Consider the following 20,232-nt stretch of genomic DNA (forward strand, 5'->3'; position numbering starts at 1 on the left):
TCGGCATGCCCTCACTCCGGCATTGCTCCGTGGGCCCGCCGCGAAGGGCCATCCATGGCCCAGCGCGGCTATCCCGGCATCCATGCCGGGATGCCCACTCCACAATGCCTGCGTTCGGCCATCGTGGTTAACGGGGCGCCGAGATCAACGTCTACCGCGAGGCGGCCTGATAGCCGACCTGGTTCTTGATGAGACCGCATTTCTCCTGTGGGAGCGGGCTTGCTCGCGAAGGCGGAGGGTCAGTTTGCGGTGATGTTGGATGTGCCGGCCTCATCACGCGCAAGCTCGCTCCCACAGGTTTTTGTGTCGTTTGCCCCCCTGAACGGCAGATCAAAATCTCCGAGCACTAACCTATTGGCGGTTTTGTTCATCACGCAAAATCCCCCACGCATCACTGCATCAACGCCAATCGCGCCGCCAGTAACAAAAAAGCTGCCGAGAATAGCCGGCGTATCCACTGCAACACGGATGGGCGCTCCAGAACATGGCGGCGCATCGATGCGCAGAGCACGCCATAGATGACGAAGACGGCAAAGGTGATCGCCATGAAGATGAAGCTCAGTTGCAGCATGCGCCACATGGCATCCGTTTCTCCTGGCGCGAGAAATTGCGGTAGAAAGGCCAGGAAAAAAATCGACAGCTTTGGATTCAGCAGATTGATCAAGATGCCCGACAAAATCACCGCGCCATTCGATCGCGGAGTCTTGTGCGGATCAATATGCAATGCCCCATGGCTCTGGAGCGTGTTCCATGCCATCCACAACAGGTAAGCGACGCCCAGGTACTTGACGATCTCGAAGGCCAATGGGCTGGTGTGCAGCAGTGCAGCGAGGCCCGTGATGGCTGCCAGCATGTGCGGCACAATCCCCAGGGTACAACTCAATGCCGCTACCACGCTTGCGCGCCAGCCCCGGGCCAGGCCGGCCGCCACCGTATAGACCACGCCAGTGCCAGGCGAAGCTGCCACGATCAGGGAAGTGATAAAAAATTCGAGGTTCATGCGACGCCGACCTTGGCAGTTATGAAGTCTCCAGCCTGCCTGCAGTGAGAAGGGGCGTCTTGAACGAAATTGCAGGTCGCTATGGGTGTCCTTACCGGACGTACATGCCCGGTGAGAATCCAAAGCTGCGCACGAAGCATCGAGTCATATGGCTCTGATCGGCGAAACCGCTGGCCAGGGACGCATCGGCCAGCGGCATGCCAGCAGCGATCAGTTGTCGTACTCGGTGGATGCGTCGTTGCAGCAGATAGGCGTGGGGTGTCAAACCGGTCAGGCGGGTGAAGGCGCGTACCAGTTGAAAGCGGCTTAAATCGGCCTCCCTGGCGAGCAGGGCAAGCGACATGGACGACTGCGGATCGTCGTCGATCAAGGCTTTTGCACGGTTTGCCGCGACCTCCGGCAAAGACGCTATCGGCATGGAGCGATCCAGCAGATGTTCGAGCAAAAGCACGAGCGTTTCTTCGATCTTCAAGTGATCGCCAAACTCCTCGGCTTGAGCGACGGCTTGGTACAAAGTGCGGAACAATTCTGCTGCACGCGGGCTTTGCAGTACCGGATAGGCGAATTCCTGGGCGCAGATGCCCCCATCGTGCGCCATATCCTTGAATGCCTGCGCAATCAACGGCGGGTCGAAATACAGCATCTGCCAACGACGCGTTCCGTTTCCGATGGGGACGCCGTCATGCACTTCGGCCGGATTGACCGATATAAGGTCGCCAGCCGTCGCTTCTACCTGGCCTCGGCCGCTGGCTGAGCGTTGCGCTCCGCGCACAAGCAAGCCAATGCCGAAATGCTCGTGCATATGCCGGACAAACGTTCGATCTGAATCGGCCTCGACGATTTCCACGCCCAGCCCTGGGATTCTTTGAATCTTGAATGCGTGACCTGTCATGCAGGCCTCCATGCCCATACTTTTTAGCGGATCAATTTAGCATCACTGCCATGGATCAGCAGTGGTGTTGGATCGATGGCTCTGATGAGTGCTTGAAAAGCAGGCTTGAGGCCAAACGCCAGGCAAAAAAAAGCCAGCACGAGGCTGGCTTGAGTATTTTTGGGCTATCAGGTCGCGTCTGCGGCCATTTCTGCGTCATGGGCAATCAGCGAAACGAGGGCGTTCTGCTGGCGATGGGAGAGTTGTCGGAAGCGTTGAAGCAGTTCGCGCTCATGCAATGACAGCTCTGGGCTGTCCAGGCGCATGCTCAACTCTTCACCCAGCGCGCCTTCCTGAATAAGGCTTTGCTCAAGACGCGCGATGATTTCAGAGTTCATGCTGCGGTGATGATTGCGAGCCACTTCGGCAATGCGTTCCCGCATTCCGTCTGGCAGACGTACGACGAACTTGTCAGCCGTACGGCTGGAATAAATTGCCTGTTTCATTGGGCGCATATATTTAACCGGTTAGTTCAGGGGAGCGGTTCTCGGGATTGGCCGCAGGATGTCGATAGGACAAGCTCCATTGCCAAATGTTCAACCTGAATTGTTAAGAGGCCCGCATCATGCCTCAAAATTGCCAGATCATTGGCGCCAATTCTGTGACAAATTCTGATCCGGGTAAAGGCGTTCTGCCAGTACCCTTCATCAAAAAATGCGGACTGGTTGGTAAAAAACAACAGGTTCGCATCTGTGACCGTCGGATTGTGTCTATGTGCCATACCGTCTGGCGGATAACGGAAATGGACAAAAACGTGTGCCGTCCCTGTCTTGTACAGGATAGTGGCAAATGGCCGATTTACTAGGATAAGCGAGCCAGGACAGATGAATGGCGGCCTAAGCTCGACGTCCAGGATCTGTCAGCCTTACAGGGACTACTATTTGCCTACACTTAAAAAGCCATGGGCGACATGACAAACGCAGGGCAGGTCGTTAACATGCACGCCGTCCTGCGCACCGCGTCTCTCGTGGTCGACTCGTGTCTCAGTAGCTCAATTGGATAGAGCATCCCCCTCCTAAGGGGAAGGTTGGCAGTTCGAACCTGCCCTGGGACACCATTATAAACAATGGGTTAGCGAAATTGTCGCTGACTTTTCCTGCTCGCATCCCCATCTCCCGAACGATCAACAACCTCGCCACGGGTTCTGTGTTTAGCTGATCCTTCGCACTCGGTTTCTCCCACACCTTCCCCTTAACGGAACGCCATCTCCTGCCGATAACCCGATGAGCCCGTTTCTCTCCAACGTTTCGGCTCGCAATGTGCGTCACGACTCAGCCAGGCCAAGCGGTTGCTGAAATCCCTTGAACGTTGCTGGTTGGTGGCTATCATCTGCGCGCCTCGGGGCTGTGACACGGCGTTTCGTTGTTATGCCATTGGGTTATTTTCTTACTTGCCTGGACATCCTCGATGCTGGCGTACCACCAAAAAAGTTTTTTGATCGTCGATGATTTCTCGGATTTCCGCAGTTCGATCCGCTCCATGCTGCGTGAGCTGGGCGTCAAGGACGTGGACACCGCCGACACCGGTGAAGTGGCGCTGCGCATGTGTTCGCAGAAACGCTATGACTTCATCTTGCAGGACTATCACCTGGGCGATGGGCGCAAGAATGGCCAGCAGGTGCTTGAAGACCTGATGGTCGAAAAGTTGATCAGCCATGAAAGTGTCTTCCTCATGGTGACCGCCGAGACCAGCCAGGCGATGGTGCTCAGTGCCCTGGAGCATGAGCCCGATGCGTACCTGACCAAACCGTTCAACCGCTCCGGCCTGGCCCAGCGGTTGGAGCGGCTCGAGCAGCGCAAGACCCTGCTCAAGCCGATCCTGCAAGCCCTCGATCGTGGCAAGCCGATGGAAGTGCTCAATGCCTGTATCGCCCTGTGCAAGCAGGATCCGCGCTACGGACCGTTGTGCCTGCGTTATCGAGCCGATGCGTTGCGCGACCTGAATCAGAACGAGGCCCTTGAGCGGCTATACAACTCCATCATCGCGGATCGCCCGTTGCCGTGGGCCTACGTGGGGCTTGGGAAGTTGATGTTCAAGCGTGGCCAGGTGGCGCAGGCCAAGGCCGTTTATGAAAAGGCCCTGAAAGTCTTTCCAATGATGCCGGCGTTGTACGACGGCATGGCCGACGTGCTGGTGGCCGAAGGTGACACCAAACAGGCGCAGCACGTGCTGGAAGAGGCGGTGCGCCTGTCGCCGCTGGCGGTGCGTCGCCAATCGTTGTTGGGCAAGCTGGCGATGACCAACGAAGACTACGACACGGCTTCCCGGGCCTATCGCCAGGCGGTCGGGCAGGGCGCGCAGTCGCGCTTCAAGGACCCGGAAAGCAACCTCGGCCTGGCCCATGCGTTGATCAGCAAGGGCAGCGAAAAAGGCCTCGATACCCGAACACGGCTGGAGATCAACACCACGCTCAGCGCCGTGGCGAAGGAGAACCTCAACGACCCGGGGCTGCAGGTTCGGGCGCGGCTGATGAAGGCCACCAGCCTGTTGCTCAACGATGCCGAAACTGCCGAGAAGCTCACCGAACAGGCTTTGCAGCGCCTCGATGGCATGGAGCAATTCATGAGCGCCGAGGCCGCGTTGCTGGTGGCCAAGCAGTTGCAAATGCTTGGCCAGACCAGTGCCGGCGAGTCGATGCTCAAGAACTGCGCGGAAATCTACGGTGATGACCCGACGGTGATGCAAGGCATCGCCAAGCTGACCGACGATCCGAACATCCTCAACCAGGGCAATGCCGCCGCCGAGTTGAACCGCGAAGGCGTGCGGGTCTACAAGACCGGCGCGTTGCCGGAGGCGCGGGAGCTGTTCCGCCGCGCCCTGAAGATGCAACCGAAGAACATCAGTATTGCCCTGAACATGGCGCAATCGCTGCTGCATGGCACCGACACCAGCGTGGAGTCGGAACTGCTGCAGGAGTGCCGCGCCTGTCTGAAACTGGTGGGCATGATGCCCGACACCGATGCGCGTTTTGCGCGTTATCAAAAACTGCGAAGCAAGGCATTTGGCGATGAATGACAGCGAACAGGCCCTCGATTTTTCCACGGTGATCGCGTCTACCGTGCACGACATGAAGAACTCCCTGACCTTGCTCATGCAGACGCATACGCAATGGCTCGAGCGCTTGCCCGACGCCGAGCGCCAGACCTCGGAGCAAGGCGTCATCGAGTTCGAGTTCGCCCATCTCAATGGTTTGCTGGTGCAACTGCTGGGGCTGTACAAGCTCGGTGTCAACCAGTTGCCGCTGCACCCGGCCTACCATGAGCTGGATGACTTCATCGAGGCGCAACTGGCCGGCCATCAGGACGTGTTCCGCAGTCGCGGGATCATGGTCACTTATGACGTCGATCCGCTCAGCCCCTTGGGCTTTTTCGACCGTGAACTGATTGCTTCGGTGCTCGACAACTGCATCAACAATGCCATTCGCCATGCGCGCCAGGCACTGCTGATCAGTGTCAGCGACGAGGCCGGGCAACTGGTGCTGACGATCAATGACGACGGCGAAGGTTACCCGCCAGAGATGATCGAGCGTCAGGCCGAGTATGTGCAGGGCATCAACCACAGCAGCGGCAGCACCGGGCTGGGCCTGTACTTCGCCGCGCGGATCGCCGGGCTGCACCAGCGCGGCGGCGTGAGCGGGCGTACCGAGATTGCCAATGGCGGTGTGTTGGGCGGTGGGGTGTTCCGGCTTTACCTGCCCTGAGCGTGCGCTTTATAAAAAACAGCAAAAATCCCCTGTGGGAGCGAGCTTGCTCGCGATAGCGATGTATCAGTCAGCTCAATATTGACTGAGCCGAAGCCATCGCGAGCAAGCTCGCTCCCACACTCGTATTGCACAAGATTTTAATTGTCTGTGGGTGCTTGATATTCCGAACAGCCGAAGCCTATTTTGTACGGGTTGCCGTTCGCGGCTCGCACATAACAAGGATTGCGTCATGACGACCGATGGCCAGCGTTCACTCGCGCAGCGACTGACGGGCATTGATGAGATTGAATGTGTCACACCGGATTTGAATGGCGTGCCGCGGGGCAAGGTAATGACCGCTGAGGGTTTCCTCGAAGGCCGGCGGTTGCAGTTGGCGCGGGGCGTGCTGCTGCAATGCATCATGGGTGGTTATCCGCCGTCGCGTTTCTACGGCAGCGACGACGGCGACCTGGCGCTGGTGGCCGATCCGAAACAGATTCATCGCCTGCCTTGGAGCCAGCAGCCCCGTGCCCTGGCGGTCTGCGATGCCGACGAGTTGACCGGTGAAAGCTCCCGGCTCTCGACGCGCGGCCAGCTCAAGGCGGTTGTCGCTCGCTATGCCGCCCTTGGCCTGGCGCCGGTGGTGGCGACCGAACTGGAATTCTTCGTGTTCGCCCCCAATCCGGACCCGACCCAGCCGTTCCAGCCGCCGATGGGCCTGGATGGACGTCGCGAAGACGGCCATTCGGCGTTCAGCGTCAGCTCCAACAATGGCCTGCGCCCGTTCTTCAGTGAGGTCTATGCATGCATGGCGGCGCTGGGCCTGCCTCGCGACACCTTCATGCATGAAATGGGCGTAAGCCAGTTCGAGATCAATCTGCTGCACGGCGACCCGCTGTTGCTGGCCGACCAGACTTTCCTGTTCAAGCACCTGCTCAAGGAAGTGGCGCTCAAGCACGGCCTGACCGTGGTCTGCATGGCCAAGCCCCTGGCCCACACGCCGGGCAGTTCGATGCACATCCATCAGAGCGTCGTCGAGGCGGACAGCGGTCGCAACGTGTTCAGCGACGAGGCAGGCGAACCGACGGCGACTTTCCGGCATTTCATCGGTGGGCAACAGGCGTGCCTGGCGGATTTCACCGCGTTGTTCGCGCCGAACGTGAATTCCTACCAGCGCCTGTGCCACCCGTTCGCCTCGCCGAACAATGCCTGCTGGTCCCACGACAACCGTTCGGCCGGGTTGCGGATTCCCGCCAGTTCGCCAGTGGCCCGGCGGGTCGAGAACCGCTTGCCGGGGGCCGATGCCAACCCCTACCTGGCGATTGCCGCCAGCCTGGCCGCCGGGCTGTATGGGATTGAACATCGGCTGGAGCCGAGCGCGGCGATCCAGGGTGAATTCGAAGTGCCGGATAATCTGTCGCTGCCATGTACCTTGCATGCCGCCTTGGAGCGTCTGAAGCGTAGTCATCTGGCGAAGGAACTGTTCGGTACGGAGTTCATCGAAGGCTACATCGCCTCCAAGACCCTGGAACTGACCAGCTTCTTCGATGAAATCACGCCCTGGGAGCGGCGTGTCCTGGCGGCCCAGGCCTAACGAACCGTCGCATTCGGGCTATCTTCAACAGGTAGCCCTTACTCACCTCAAGGAGCCGCTCGGAACGCCGATGCGCCAAATCTGGAAACCTTTTCGAGCGCTTTATTTCGCCTCGCTGATGATGTTGATCGGCTCGGGCCTCTTGAGTACTTACCTGGCCTTGCGCCTGGCCGCCGACCATGTGGACAGCCTCTGGGTCGGTGCGCTGATGGCTGCCAACTATTTCGGCCTGGTGCTGGGTGGCAAGATCGGCCACCGGCTGATCGCTCGTGTCGGCCACATCCGCGCCTATTCGGCCTGCGCCGGGATTGTCGGGGCGGCAGTGCTGGGCCATGGCCTAGTGGACTGGCTGCCGGCCTGGATCGTGCTGCGGATGATTGTCGGCCTCGGGATGATGTGCCAGTACATGGTCATCGAGAGCTGGCTCAACGAGCAAGCCGATGCCAAGCAGCGTGGGGTGGTGTTCAGCGGCTATATGATCGCCTCGTACCTGGGGTTGGTGCTGGGTCAGTTGATCCTGGTCATGCACCCGGCCCTGGGGCTTGAGCTGTTGATGCTGGTGGCGCTGTGCTTCGCCTTGTGCCTGGTGCCGGTGACACTGACCCGGCGGATTCACCCGGCGGCGCTGCATCCGGCGCCCATGGAGCCGCGCTTCTTCATCAAGCGTGTGCCGCAGTCATTGAGTACTGTGCTGGGCTCCGGGTTGATCGTCGGCTCGTTCTATGGCCTGGCGCCCCTGTATGCCTCTCAGCAGGGCCTGTCGACCGAGCAGGTCGGTCTGTTCATGGGTAGCTGCATCTTCGCCGGACTGCTGGTGCAGTGGCCCCTGGGCTGGCTGTCCGATCGATATGACCGGGCGCTGCTGATCCGCTGCTTTGCGCTGGTCCTGACGATCTGTGCGCTGCCATTGGCGATTCTTCCGACGGTGCCGCTGGAGGTGCTGTTCGTCGCGGGGTTCTTCTGTTCGCTGGTGCAGTTCTGCCTGTATCCGCTGGCGGTAGCGTTCTCCAACGACCACGTCGAAGCTGATCGAAGGGTGTCCCTGACCGCGATGCTGCTGGTGACCTACGGCGTGGGGGCCAGCATCGGGCCGCTGGTGGCCGGCGTGCTGATGAAGATGTTCGGCAGCCAGATGCTCTACGCCTTCTTCGCCTTCTTTGCCTTGGTGCTGGTGTGGCGGATCCGGCCGAAAGCGGTGACCAACTTGCATCAGGTCGATGACGCACCGCTGCATCACGTGGCGATGCCGGACAGCATGTCGAGTTCGCCTTTGGTGGCGTGTCTTGATCCGCGGGTGGATGAGCAGGTGGTGCAGGAGCAAATGCAGGCGCCGGCCAATCCGGACGTGGAGCCTGAGCCGGCCACTGAGACTGCGGCGGAGGCTGAAACTGAAGCCGAGACGCCTGAGACACCGAGTTTTACCCAGGCCAGACCTTGAAGCAGGCATAAAAAAACGGGCAGTCGCCGCAAGGGACTGCCCGTTTTTTATGCCTCGAAAATCAGAGGTCGTCTTTATCGAAGCGCCGGGCTTCTCGTTGGAGCTGGTAGACGAACCGCTCGACCTGCCGTTGCACCAGGCCACTGATGTTGTGGAAGCGTACACCGGCGAACGTGGTGTTGATCCTTTCTTCGAAATGCAGGTAGCGCAGCTCGACTGGCGCGGTCATGTTGCCAAACGGCAGGGCTGCGATGAAGCGCTCGTACACCTGGCCCAATTGCAGGCGCTCTGTGATGTCGCCCTCGAAGCGTAACTTGCAACCGGTGGCGGAAATGTCCAGCAGCTTGCCGTCCACCGGGGACTTCATCTTGTCGCCGCCCAGTTCAACGCTTACCAGCTGTGCCAGTTTCAGGGCGGCGCGGAAGGCGTTGCGACGTTGGTGGTAGACCACTTCGTCGGGCAGGGCGCCGCGATAGCAGCGACCGTCGCTGGATTCATCAATGGTCAGTGGACCCTTGCCATCCCATGCGATACGCACGCCGTCATGGAAACCCTCGACACGAAAAGGCTCGCCGGCCAGCAGGAAACGCTCGCCATCCCGGGGAATCATTTCATCCAGGGCGATGGAGTTGGTCTCGCGATCGACGTCGACCAGATAGCTCTGGAAGCGCTGGGTACGTTCATGGAAGGTAATGATCAGCGGGTCGTGGCTATCTTGCAGCATCCGCAGGTTGCCGGCGATTTCCAGGGGTGTGGTGAGGACCTTGGGGGGCTGCGGAGCATCATCCGCGTTTGAGGCATTGAACACGGTGAGTCAATCTCCAGGCAAAATACGACTACGAATGGCCGGCATTTTGCCAGCATGTATCGCGCGTTGATAGAGCGAAGGCATTGTTCGTTTCATGCCTGGCTGAGCGGGCGGTGCTTGACCATTCTGGCCGTTGAACCGCTAGCGTCATACAGCGTCGGGATCTCGCCACCGTTGAGAATGCGCAACTGGTTGGCGGTGGCGGCCTGCTGCATCAGGATCGACTGGCCGTTGCGAGCGTTGGTTGCCTGGCATTGGGCGAGCAGGTCGTTGAGCACTTTGCTCTGGGAGCGCAACTGGTCGCCGACGGTCGACTGGCTGGCCAACTGCTCAAGGCCGTCAGGACTGGCGGGCAGGTTGAGGCTGGTGAGGATCTCGCTGCGCTTGCGGCCATGCTGGTCGAGCAAGATGATCAGTGCCTGTTTCTGCGCCAGGATAGTTTCCAGCAAAGGCATGTCACGACCGTGCAGTGCCAAGGATTCGGCCTGCAATAACTCCAGCAATTGTTGCGCTGGAACGAAGTCGTCGATGATCAGTTGCAATAAAGTAGTGTCGTGCATGGCTGGCCTTGGGTCTTAGCGTCCAAAAGCCTGGCGCAGGCGGCGGCCTAGCGCTGGGCTTCGAAGTTGAGCAGTTTGCTGGCTACGCGGTTGCTGTCGACTTTGTAGCTGCCATCGGCGATTGCTGCTTTCAACTCGGCCACGCGGGCGTTGTCGACGACAGGTTGATCGCGCAGCTTGTCAGTGACCTTCTGCAACTGCTGAGCCTCAGTGCTGAGGTGTACCGACTCCCCGTTGCTGATTTGTTCGGCGGGTGTAGGCAGCGGCGCGGATTTGCCGGCTTCGGCGGTTTCCTTGGTGGCGCTGGTACGCGTAGTGCCTGTCAGCGGTGAAGAGCTGTTTAAACGATTGAAATCGATGACCATGGTAAAAAACCTCTGGGTATTTGGACGCTTGCCATGTTTTCGGCCATCCCCAAAAAAACTTTAGGCTCATTTATGAAATGAACGTGCGCACGTCTGCGCTTGCCTTTGCGTAAGGCACAGTCTAGGGAACACCGGGATCAAGCGCCAGCTTTCTACCTCCTCTACCTGATCACTACATCGCCACTTCCACTTGGCCTGGGGCCGTCACCTGCGCCTTGATCACGCGCTGGGAATTAAGGTTTTTTACCCGTATCTGTTCACTCATGCCGCCGTTGGACAGGGCTTCGCCGGGCATCCGCACGGCCAGGGAGCCGCTGCGGGCGGTGATCACCACCTGGTCGCCCTTGCGGACCACCTCGGCCTGCTCCAGATGCACCAGCGTCACGACCTGATCGGCGACCATTGGTCGGACAAGTTTCTGCCCGATGGCCTGATCGACGGAGGTCAGGAAGCCCTGGGTGATCTGGCTGATGTCCCGTTCACGCAACATCACGTCCTGGGGCTCGACGATCCCGGCCCGCTTGAGCGGACGAGTGGTGGTGACAATTTCCCGAAACAGGCGCACTTGAGCGGGCACGAACACCGTCCAGGGCGCGGCGCTGTCGCAACGAACCTTCACCGTGACGCGGCCCAGCGGGCGAGCGGGACTCTCCAGCGAAGCAGTCAATTCCTTGTCGCACATCGGCATGCGCAGGCGAGGGTCGAGTTGGTTGACTTCGATTTCGTAACGCCCTTCGGTTTGACTGGTAGCCAGATAGTCTTCTACGGTGAATTCAAGAAAGCCCTGAGTGACGCCGATAAGGAGATCAGGCAAGGTAACCGGAACAGCAGCAAGGGCAGGACCGCCCGAAGTGAACAGGCAGACAGCCAGCAGTGCACCGAGCCAGTGGCGGCAGTGAGTGGTCAGGCGTCGAGAAAATGTCGTTTGTGCGTTCATGCCGGTTCAATAGCAAGCCCCGTGCCGTTTAGTGAATGAATGCGCGTCGGACACATTAGCGTTAGGTAGGAGTCAGGGCATGGCGGGAGTAATGGATTCGGTAAACCAGCGCACTCAGCTGGTCGGTCAGAATCGCCTGGAGCTGTTGTTGTTCCGTCTCGACGGCCAACAAATGTATGGGATCAACGTGTTCAAGGTTCGCGAGGTGCTGCAATGCCCCAAGCTGACCTTGATGCCCAAGTCCAGCCCCGTCGTGTGCGGTGTGGCCAATATCCGGGGTGCGACCATCCCGATTCTCGACCTGGCGATGGCGACCGGTTCCGGTCGGCTGCTGGACCAGAGCAATCCGTTTGTGATCATCACCGAGTACAACACCAAGACCCAGGGTTTCCTGGTCCGCTCGGTGGAGCGCATAGTCAACATGAACTGGGAAGAGATCCATCCACCGCCCAAGGGCACCGGCCGCGATCACTACCTCACGGCAGTGACTCGGGTCGATAACCAGTTGGTGGAAATCATCGACGTGGAGAAGATCCTCGCCGAAGTAGCGCCCACGCCGGAAGCGATCTCCATGGGAGTGGTGGATGCCGAAACCCAGCACAAGGCGATTTCGCTGCGGGTGTTGACCGTCGATGACTCTTCGGTGGCCCGCAAGCAGGTGACCCGTTGCCTGCAAACGATTGGCGTTGAGGTGGTGGCGTTGAATGACGGGCGACAGGCGCTGGATTACCTGCGCAAACTGGTCGACGAGGGCAAGAAGCCTGAGGAAGAGTTCCTGATGATGATCTCCGACATCGAAATGCCGGAGATGGACGGGTACACCCTGACGTCGGAAATCCGCAGCGACCCGCGCATGCAAAAGCTGCACATCATCTTGCATACTTCGTTGTCCGGGGTTTTCAACCAGGCGATGGTCAAGAAGGTCGGCGCCGACGATTTCCTGGCGAAATTCCGTCCCGATGACCTGGCTTCCCGGGTCGTCGAGCGGATCAAAGCAGCAGAATAAAAGGTTGGGCGCGTTGTGCGCCCGGCAAGTCAACACGATGAAAGAGGCGGTATCTTGTCTACGGGTAATTTGGATTTCGAGCAGTTCCGGGTCTTCCTGGAAAAAGCCTGTGGCATCTTGCTTGGTGAAAACAAGCAGTACCTGGTGTCGAGCCGTCTCAATAAATTGATGGAGCAACAGGGCCTCAAGTCATTGGGCGAACTGGTGCAGCGTATCCAGACCCAGCCGCGCAGTGGCTTGCGCGAGATGGTGGTGGACGCGATGACCACCAACGAAACCCTGTGGTTTCGCGACACCTATCCGTTTGAGGTGTTGAAGAACAAAGTGCTGCCGGCGGCCATTAAGGCGAGCCCAGGCCAGCGTCTGCGGATCTGGTCGGCGGCCTGTTCGTCGGGACAGGAACCCTATTCGCTGTCGATGTCCATCGATGAGTTCGAGCGGTCCAACCTCGGCCAGTTGAAAGGCGGCGTGCAGATCGTCGCCACCGACCTGTCCGGGACCATGCTCAATAACTGCAAGACCGGTGAGTACGACAGCCTGGCCATCGGCCGGGGCCTGTCGCCGGATCGCCTGCAACGGTTCTTCGATCCGAAAGGGCCGGGTAAATGGGTGGTCAAGGCGCCGATCAAGAGCCGGGTGGAGTTCCGCTCGTTCAACCTGCTGGACAGCTATGCCAGCCTGGGCAAGTTCGACATCGTGTTCTGCCGCAACGTACTGATCTACTTCTCCGCCGAAGTGAAGAAAGACATCCTGCTGCGCATCCACAGCACGCTCAAGCCGGGCGGCTACCTGTTCCTCGGCGCCTCCGAGGCGTTGAACGGTTTGCCGGATCATTACCAGATGGTCCAGTGCAGCCCGGGGATCATTTACCAGGCGAAGTGATTGGCTTGAACTGTCAAAAAAACGGGAGTCCCCACGGGCTCCCGTTTTTTTTGCCCGCTAATTTCCTCCCCATCACCATTATCCCTGTGGGAGCGAGCTTGCTCGCGATAGCGGTATTGCAGGCGACATCAATGTTGACTGACACACCGCTATCGCGAGCAAGCTCGCTCCCACATTTGATCCCCATTGCCTGGGCGAAAGCGGCAGAAAAGCGGCAGCCGGCGGAAGCCAGTTGCCGCTTTTCTGGCATTGCCGCTTTGCCGATGCCCGCAAAGCCCCAGTTTATGGGCTTTTCCAAAGTGGCACGGCGCTTGCTAAGTCCATCGTACGTACATTCTGGTCACCCAAAGGTTTCCGACATGAGCATCAGCTTCGATAAAGCGCTCGGTATCCACGAACAGGCCCTGAGCTTCCGCGCCCAGCGTGCCGAAGTCCTGGCCAACAACATCGCCAACGCCGACACCCCGAACTACAAGGCTCGGGACCTGGACTTCTCCAAAGTGCTCGCCGAGCAGAACGAGAAGACCAAGAGCGGCAGCTTCGCCCTGAACATGACCAACAACCGGCATATCGAAGCCGAAGGCCTGGGCAATGGCGACGAATCGCTGATGTATCGCACGCCGATGCAGCCTTCGATCGACCAGAACACCGTGGACGCTCAACTGGAACAGTCCAACTACGCGGAAAACTCCGTGAACTTCCAGGCCAGCTTCACCCTGCTCAACAGCAAGTTCAAAGGGCTGGTATCGGCCCTGCGCGGAGAGTAAGCCATGTCGATTGCTAGCGTATTCAACATTGCCGGCAGTGCCATGAGTGCCCAGACCACTCGCCTGAACACCGTCGCCAGTAACATCGCCAACGCCGAGACCGTTTCGTCGAGCATCGACCAGACCTACCGCGCCCGCCACCCGGTATTCGCCACCATGTTCCAGGGCGGCCAGTCCGGCGGCAGCGACTCGCTGTTCCAGGAGCAGGACGCGGCCGGGCAGGGCGTACAGGTGCTTGGCGTAGTCGAAGACCAGAGCAACCTCGAAGCACGTTATGAGCCGAACCACCCGGCCGCTGATGCCAAGGGCTATGTCTACTACCCGAACGTCAACGTTGTCGAAGAAATGGCCGACATGATTTCCGCCAGTCGTTCGTTCCAGACCAACGCCGAAATGATGAACACCGCCAAAACCATGATGCAGAAGGTCCTGACCCTCGGTCAGTGATAAGGGGCGATTCACATGAGCGTTACCAACACTACCAGCGGCTTGAGCCTGAACGAGATCCTGGCCAATTCCTCGGTCAAGACCAACACCACCACCGATGCCCTCGGCGCGGCGACCGGTGCGGCGACCGGCAAGAAGGAATTGGGCAAGGATGCGTTCCTGCAGTTGCTCGTGACCCAGCTGAAAAACCAGAACCCGCTGGAGCCACAGGATAACGGCGAGTTCGTTGCCCAACTGGCGCAGTTCAGCAGCCTGGAAGGCATCACCACCCTTAACGACACCGTGAGCGGTATCGCTGGCAACTACAACTCGTCCCAGGCCCTGCAAGCCTCGTCGCTGGTCGGTCGCTCGGTCATCGCTCCGGGCGACAAAGCCGTGGTCGATACCTCCAAGAGCCTCAACGGCACGGTGGTGGTACCGGCATCGGTGTCCTCCGTCGCGGTCAAGATCGTGGACAAGGACGGCAAGACCGTTCGCACCATCGACTTGGGCAGCCAGAACGCCGGCAACTCCGCGTTCATCTGGGATGGCAAGAACGATGCGGGCACGGTCGTTGAATCGGGCACTTACACCTTCGCGGCCTCGACCACCATCGACGGCAAGGCCACGTCGCTGATCACCAACCTGCCGGCCACGGTCAGCAGCGTGACGATCAGCCAGACGGGCGGTGAGCTGATGCTCAACCTGGCCGGGCTGGGCAGCATTGCCCTGTCCAAAGTACAAACTATTGGTATGTAGAGCCGACTAACCGGCAAAAGGAGTCAACATGTCTTTCAACATCGGCCTTAGCGGTCTCTATGCAGCCAACAAACAGCTGGACGTGACCGGCAACAACATCGCCAACGTGGCGACCACCGGTTTCAAATCGTCCCGCGCGGAATTCGAAGACGTCTACTCGGCCACCAAATTGGGTTCGGGTAGCAAGACCGTCGGCAACGGCGTACGCCTGGCCAACGTTTCCCAGCAGTTCGGCCAGGGTGATGTGAACAACACCGGCAACGTACTGGACATGGGCATCCAGGGCCAGGGCTTCTTTGTCCTGAGCAACGACGGTTCCCTGAGCTACACCCGTGCCGGTACCTTCAAGACCGACAAGGAAGGCTTCATCACCAACAGCGACGGCACGTCGCGCCTGCAGGGCTATGGCGTGGATGCCAACGGCAAGATCCAGAACGGTATCCTGACCGACCTGCGCATCGACACCTCGAACCTGCCGCCGACTGCCACCAGCCTGGTTTCGTCGACGATCAACCTGAACTCGACGGCGACGCCGATCACTGCGGCGTTCAATCCGGCTGACACGGCCACGTTCACCAAGCAGTTCACTACCCCGGTCTATGACACCCAGGGCAACCAGCACTCCATGGACCAGTACATGGTCAAGACTGCCGGCAACACTTGGAATGTCTATACCTTGATCGATGGTCGTAACCTGAACGGCAGCTTGCCGACCACGACGGGTGCGACTGCGCCGGTTCCTTCGACCATGAACTTCGATTCGAGCGGCAAGTTGACCACGGTCACCACTCCGCCAGCGACGGTCAATAGCGATCTGGTACTGACCGGTTGGGTCCCCGGCACTGTGACCAACGGCGTATGGACCGCCAACGGCGCCGCCAGTGCGCCGACCATCACGATTTCCATGGGCAACACCACCCAATTCAACGCTGACACCGCCCGGTCGATCCCAACCCAGAACGGCTACGCCACTGGCCAGATCACCAACCTGACCATCGACGGCAGCGGTGTATTGCTGGCCAACTTCAGCAACAACCAGACCAAGCCGATCGGCCAGCTCGCCCTCGCCAGCTTCACCAACGAGCAAGGCCTGCAGCCAATAGGCGGCACCAGCTGGAAGGAAACTTTTGCCTCGGGTATCCCAGGCTACGATGCTCCACAAACCGGCACCCTGGGTTCGATCGTCTCCAACTCCCTGGAAGAGTCCAACGTCAACCTGACCAACGAACTGGTCGAGCTGATCAAGGCCCAGAGCAACTACCAGGCGAACGCCAAGACCATCTCCACCCAGAGCACCATCATGCAGACCATCATTCAGATGGCCTGATATCGATGGTTGTTTGAAGGCTGCACAAGGAGCCCCTCGAAAGAGGGGCTTTTTTGTGGGCGGCTATTTTTGTGGTGCCTGTGCCGGCCTCATCGTCGGATCGCCGCCCGGAGCAAGCTCGCTCCCACAGGGTTATGTGTACGCATTCCAATGTGGGAGCGAGCTTGCTCGCGATGGGGGCGGGCCAGGCGCCGACTTTTCTCCAGGCAAAAGAAAACCCCCGATAAACCAGCGGTCTATCGGGGGCTTCTTTGAGCAGGCGCCTTTACGCGCCCACTCGCTCAGCTTATTGGCAAGCTTCGCAATCCGGCTCGTCGATCGCGCAGGCCTTTGGCACTGGCGCAGGGCCTGCTGGAGCAGCCAGGACCGAATCGTCACCGTGGTTGCCGCCGCTGGAAACAGCGTTCAGCTTGCCGGTGTTGATGGTCGACTTCTCGGTGCTGGTGGCGGCCAGGGCACGGAGGTAGTAAGTGGTTTTCAGGCCACGGTACCAAGCCATGCGGTAGGTCACGTCCAGCTTCTTGCCCGACGCGCCGGCGATGTACAGGTTCAGCGATTGAGCCTGGTCGATCCACTTCTGGCGACGGCTGGCGGCGTCGACGATCCACTTGGTGTCCACTTCGAACGCAGTGGCGTAGAGCTCTTTGAGCTCTTGCGGGATACGCTCGATCTGCTGCACCGAACCGTCGTAGTACTTCAGGTCGTTGATCATGACCGAGTCCCACAGGCCACGGGCCTTGAGGTCGCGAACCAGATACGGGTTGATCACGGTGAACTCGCCCGACAGGTTCGATTTCACATACAGGTTCTGGTAGGTCGGTTCGATCGACTGCGACACGCCAGTGATGTTGGCGATGGTGGCGGTCGGTGCGATGGCCATGATGTTGGAGTTACGGATGCCTTTCTGCACACGGGCGCGAACCGGTGCCCAGTCCAGGGATTCGTTCAGGTCAACGTCGATGTACTTCTGGCCGCGCTGGGCGATCAGGATCTGTTGCGAGTCCAGCGGCAGGATGCCCTGGGACCACAGCGAACCCTGGAACGTCTCGTAGGCGCCACGCTCGTCGGCCAGGTCGCAGGAAGCCTGGATCGCGTAGTAGCTGACCGCTTCCATGGACTTGTCGGCGAACTCGACCGCGGCATCGGAACCGTACGGGATGTGCTGCAGGTACAGCGCGTCCTGGAAGCCCATGATGCCCAGTCCGACCGGACGGTGCTTGAAGTTGGAGTTCTTCGCCTGTGGCACCGAGTAGTAGTTGATGTCGATCACGTTGTCGAGCATGCGCACGGCGGTGTTCACGGTGCGTTGCAGCTTGGCGGTGTCCAGCTTGCCGTCGACGATGTGGTTCGGCAGGTTGATCGAGCCCAGGTTGCAGACCGCGATCTCATCCTTGTTGGTGTTCAGGGTGATCTCGGTGCACAGGTTCGAGCTGTGGACCACGCCCACGTGCTGCTGCGGGCTGCGCAGGTTGCACGGGTCCTTGAAGGTCAGCCATGGGTGGCCGGTTTCGAACAGCATCGACAGCATCTTGCGCCACAGGTCTTTGGCCTGGACGACTTTGAACAGCTTGATCTTGTTGTACTCGGTCAGGGCTTCGTAGTACTCGTAGCGCTCTTCGAAAGCCTTGCCGGTCAGGTCGTGCAGGTCCGGCACTTCGGATGGCGAGAACAGGGTCCACTTGCCGTCATCGAAGACACGCTTCATGAACAGGTCAGGGATCCAGTTGGCGGTGTTCATGTCGTGGGTACGACGACGGTCATCACCGGTGTTCTTGCGCAGCTCGATGAACTCTTCGATGTCCATGTGCCAGGTTTCCAGGTAGGCACAGACCGCGCCCTTGCGCTTGCCGCCCTGGTTGACCGCGACCGCGGTGTCGTTGACCACTTTGAGGAACGGCACGACGCCCTGGGATTTGCCGTTGGTGCCCTTGATGTACGAGCCCAATGCGCGAACCGGGGTCCAGTCGTTGCCCAGGCCACCGGCGAATTTCGACAGCATGGCGTTGTCGTGGATGGCGCCGTAGATGCCCGACAGGTCATCCGGAACGGTGGTCAGGTAGCAGCTCGACAGCTGTGGACGCAGGGTGCCGGCGTTGAACAGGGTCGGGGTCGAGGCCATGTAGTCGAAGGACGACAACAGGTTGTAGAACTCGATCGCACGGTCTTCGCGTTGCTTCTCTTCGATCGCCAGGCCCATGGCCACGCGCATGAAGAAGATCTGCGGCAGTTCGAAACGCACGCCATCCTTGTGGATGAAGTAACGGTCGTACAGGGTTTGCAGGCCCAGGTAGGTGAACTGCTGGTCGCGCTCGTGGTTGATCGCCTTGCCGAGTTTTTCCAGGTCGAATTCGGCCAGGACCGGGTTCAGCAATTCGAACTCGATACCCTTGGCTACATAAGCTGGCAACGCCTTGGCGTACAGGTCGACCATTTCGTGGTGGGTCGCGCTCTCGGCGACTTCCAGGAAGCTCAGGCCTTCGGCACGCAGGGTGTCCATCAGCAGGCGGGCGGTCACGAAGGAGTAGTTCGGCTCGCGCTCCACCAGGGTCCGCGCAGTCATCACCAGGGCCGTGTTGACGTCCTTGAGTGCAACGCCGTCATAGAGGTTCTTCAGGGTTTCGCGCTGGATCAGGTCGCCATCGACTTCTTCCAGGCCTTCGCAGGCCTCGGTGACGATGGTGTTCAGGCGGCCCATGTCCAGCGGCGCCAGGCTGCCGTCGGCGCGGGCGATGCGGATCGATGGGTGAGCCTGGACCGGTGCGTCGGCCGGGGTGCGGATAGCACGTTCCTTGGCGCGGGAGTCACGGTAGATCACGTAGTCTCGGGCAACTTTCTGCTCGCCGGCACGCATCAGGGCCAGTTCGACCTGGTCCTGGATTTCTTCGATGTGGATGGTGCCGCCCGAGGGCATGCGACGCTTGAAGGTCGCGGTGACTTGTTCGGTCAGGCGGGCCACGGTGTCGTGGATTCGCGACGAAGCGGCAGCGGTGCCGCCTTCAACTGCGAGAAACGCTTTGGTGATGGCGACGGTAATCTTGTCATCGGTGTAAGGAACGACAGTGCCGTTACGCTTGATCACGCGCAGTTGGCCCGGCGCGGTGGCGGACAGATCCGGGTTCGAATCGGCGGCCAGCGGCGCGGTGCCCTGCGGGTTCTCGCGAGTTGTGTCGGTGTGCATGGGTGTCTCCACGTTCTCTATGTTTGTTTGGGCACCATCACGGTGCCCACCGTTCCGTCCTGAAGCACTACAACCGACTGGCGCCGGGCATAACAACTTCGGGACAGTAGGAAGCAGGCGTTTAATACCGCTTCCATCCGAAGTTCTCAGGTTGCGAGCGGGGCTCGAAACCGGGTTGCCGGGGTGGCAGCAATTGACTGCAACACCCGTACCGTTTCGGTCGTTTTCGACCTGGAAACAGTTGCCATCCGCAGGGGCGGTCTGGGCTTGGGGAAATGCACTGTTTCAGTTGGACAGAAGCAAGAAAAGCGCTTGAATTCTCTGTCCGACTTGTGTTTGGTTTTTGGCCTGAAACCCTACATGTAGGGTTTTTTGCGCGGCGGGCTACAAGATAATGCGTTTTTGGGGGGTATGCAACGTGCTACCTGTGGATAAGCCTGTGCGTAATTTGTGTGCGAAACGTGGAACGGCTCTGTAGGCCGCGACCTAGCTGGAGTGGACCTTTTTTCATCGGTTTCGACGATCTGAAAACAGCCCGGTGATTTTTGCGGGCGCGGACATTACCACATAAA

Annotated in this window: 19 protein-coding genes and 1 tRNA gene; 12 read left to right on the plus strand and 8 right to left on the minus strand. The window is 59.5% G+C overall.

Features of this window, described 5'->3' with window-relative positions:
• Positions 1–189, plus strand: a 189-nt coding sequence (locus tag AB4Z20_RS20330; protein WP_442090494.1) for a hypothetical protein, incomplete at its 5' end; no start/stop codon positions are given.
• A gap of 202 nt (positions 190–391) precedes the next feature.
• Here AB4Z20_RS20330 and AB4Z20_RS20335 read toward each other — a convergent pair.
• The 3 genes from AB4Z20_RS20335 to AB4Z20_RS20345 form a co-directional block, all read right to left on the minus strand.
• Complete coding sequence (locus tag AB4Z20_RS20335) at positions 392–1,000, minus strand: LysE family translocator (protein ID WP_253477325.1); 609 nt, start codon at positions 998–1,000, stop codon at positions 392–394.
• 91 nt (positions 1,001–1,091) lie between these two features.
• Positions 1,092–1,892, minus strand: coding sequence for an AraC family transcriptional regulator (locus AB4Z20_RS20340; RefSeq protein ID WP_253477323.1), 801 nt, complete (start codon positions 1,890–1,892; stop codon positions 1,092–1,094).
• Between the two features lie 167 nt (positions 1,893–2,059).
• Positions 2,060–2,386 carry an Arc family DNA-binding protein gene (locus AB4Z20_RS20345; RefSeq protein WP_053124387.1) on the minus strand — a complete coding sequence of 109 codons (327 nt, stop codon included), beginning with the start codon at positions 2,384–2,386 and terminating at the stop codon, positions 2,060–2,062.
• Between the two features lie 525 nt (positions 2,387–2,911).
• Here AB4Z20_RS20345 and AB4Z20_RS20350 point away from each other — a divergent pair.
• From AB4Z20_RS20350 to AB4Z20_RS20370, 5 genes are all read left to right on the plus strand, one after another.
• Positions 2,912–2,988, plus strand: a tRNA-Arg gene (locus AB4Z20_RS20350).
• A 350-nt stretch (positions 2,989–3,338) separates the two neighbouring features.
• Positions 3,339–4,946, plus strand: coding sequence for a tetratricopeptide repeat-containing response regulator (locus AB4Z20_RS20355; protein WP_214509545.1), 1,608 nt, complete (start codon positions 3,339–3,341; stop codon positions 4,944–4,946).
• Positions 4,939–5,631, plus strand: a complete 693-nt coding sequence (locus tag AB4Z20_RS20360; protein ID WP_253477319.1) for a sensor histidine kinase — start codon at positions 4,939–4,941, stop codon at positions 5,629–5,631. Before AB4Z20_RS20355 ends, AB4Z20_RS20360 begins: the two co-directional genes overlap by 8 nt.
• 334 nt (positions 5,632–5,965) lie before the next feature.
• Positions 5,966–7,207, plus strand: a complete 1,242-nt coding sequence (locus AB4Z20_RS20365; protein WP_253478635.1) for a glutamine synthetase family protein — start codon at positions 5,966–5,968, stop codon at positions 7,205–7,207.
• Positions 7,208–7,277: 70 nt separating this feature from the next.
• Positions 7,278–8,645 (plus strand): MFS transporter, encoded by a 1,368-nt coding sequence (locus AB4Z20_RS20370; RefSeq protein WP_253477317.1) that lies wholly within the window; start codon positions 7,278–7,280, stop codon positions 8,643–8,645.
• A gap of 61 nt (positions 8,646–8,706) precedes the next feature.
• On the opposite strand, the gene AB4Z20_RS20375 is transcribed toward AB4Z20_RS20370, so the two are convergent.
• The 4 genes from AB4Z20_RS20375 to flgA form a co-directional block, all read right to left on the minus strand.
• A complete protein-coding gene (locus tag AB4Z20_RS20375; RefSeq protein ID WP_253477314.1) occupies positions 8,707–9,453 on the minus strand; it encodes a flagellar brake protein in 747 nt (248 codons plus the stop codon).
• A 92-nt stretch (positions 9,454–9,545) separates the two neighbouring features.
• Positions 9,546–10,013, minus strand: coding sequence for a flagella synthesis protein FlgN (locus AB4Z20_RS20380; protein ID WP_214509548.1), 468 nt, complete (start codon positions 10,011–10,013; stop codon positions 9,546–9,548).
• A 47-nt stretch (positions 10,014–10,060) separates the two neighbouring features.
• Positions 10,061–10,378, minus strand: a complete 318-nt coding sequence (gene flgM, locus AB4Z20_RS20385) for a flagellar biosynthesis anti-sigma factor FlgM (protein ID WP_253477311.1) — start codon at positions 10,376–10,378, stop codon at positions 10,061–10,063.
• 172 nt (positions 10,379–10,550) lie between these two features.
• Positions 10,551–11,315, minus strand: a complete 765-nt coding sequence (gene flgA, locus AB4Z20_RS20390; protein WP_253477308.1) for a flagellar basal body P-ring formation chaperone FlgA — start codon at positions 11,313–11,315, stop codon at positions 10,551–10,553.
• A gap of 79 nt (positions 11,316–11,394) precedes the next feature.
• Here flgA and AB4Z20_RS20395 point away from each other — a divergent pair, with 79 nt between their 5' ends.
• From AB4Z20_RS20395 to flgE, 6 genes are all read left to right on the plus strand, one after another.
• Positions 11,395–12,321: a chemotaxis protein CheV gene (locus tag AB4Z20_RS20395; RefSeq protein ID WP_214509550.1), complete on the plus strand. Its 927-nt coding sequence runs from the start codon at positions 11,395–11,397 to the stop codon at positions 12,319–12,321.
• Between the two features lie 54 nt (positions 12,322–12,375).
• Entirely contained in the window at positions 12,376–13,203 is an 828-nt protein-coding gene (gene cheR, locus AB4Z20_RS20400) for a protein-glutamate O-methyltransferase CheR (protein WP_214509551.1), read from the plus strand.
• Positions 13,204–13,562: 359 nt separating this feature from the next.
• Positions 13,563–13,970, plus strand: a complete 408-nt coding sequence (flgB, locus tag AB4Z20_RS20405) for a flagellar basal body rod protein FlgB (RefSeq protein ID WP_253477305.1) — start codon at positions 13,563–13,565, stop codon at positions 13,968–13,970.
• A 3-nt stretch (positions 13,971–13,973) separates the two neighbouring features.
• A complete protein-coding gene (gene flgC, locus AB4Z20_RS20410; RefSeq protein WP_003204730.1) occupies positions 13,974–14,417 on the plus strand; it encodes a flagellar basal body rod protein FlgC in 444 nt (147 codons plus the stop codon).
• Positions 14,418–14,432: 15 nt separating this feature from the next.
• Positions 14,433–15,155 carry a flagellar hook assembly protein FlgD gene (flgD, locus tag AB4Z20_RS20415; RefSeq protein WP_214509553.1) on the plus strand — a complete coding sequence of 241 codons (723 nt, stop codon included), beginning with the start codon at positions 14,433–14,435 and terminating at the stop codon, positions 15,153–15,155.
• A 28-nt stretch (positions 15,156–15,183) separates the two neighbouring features.
• Positions 15,184–16,482 carry a flagellar hook protein FlgE gene (gene flgE / locus AB4Z20_RS20420; RefSeq protein ID WP_253477302.1) on the plus strand — a complete coding sequence of 433 codons (1,299 nt, stop codon included), beginning with the start codon at positions 15,184–15,186 and terminating at the stop codon, positions 16,480–16,482.
• A gap of 286 nt (positions 16,483–16,768) precedes the next feature.
• Here the strand turns inward: flgE and AB4Z20_RS20425 are convergent, their stop codons facing one another.
• Complete coding sequence (locus AB4Z20_RS20425; protein ID WP_018610285.1) at positions 16,769–19,660, minus strand: ribonucleoside-diphosphate reductase subunit alpha; 2,892 nt, start codon at positions 19,658–19,660, stop codon at positions 16,769–16,771.
• Positions 19,661–20,232: the final 572 nt, after the last annotated feature.

The organism is Pseudomonas sp. KB_12, assembly GCF_052114545.1.
Lineage (GTDB): Bacteria > Pseudomonadota > Gammaproteobacteria > Pseudomonadales > Pseudomonadaceae > Aquipseudomonas > Aquipseudomonas brassicacearum.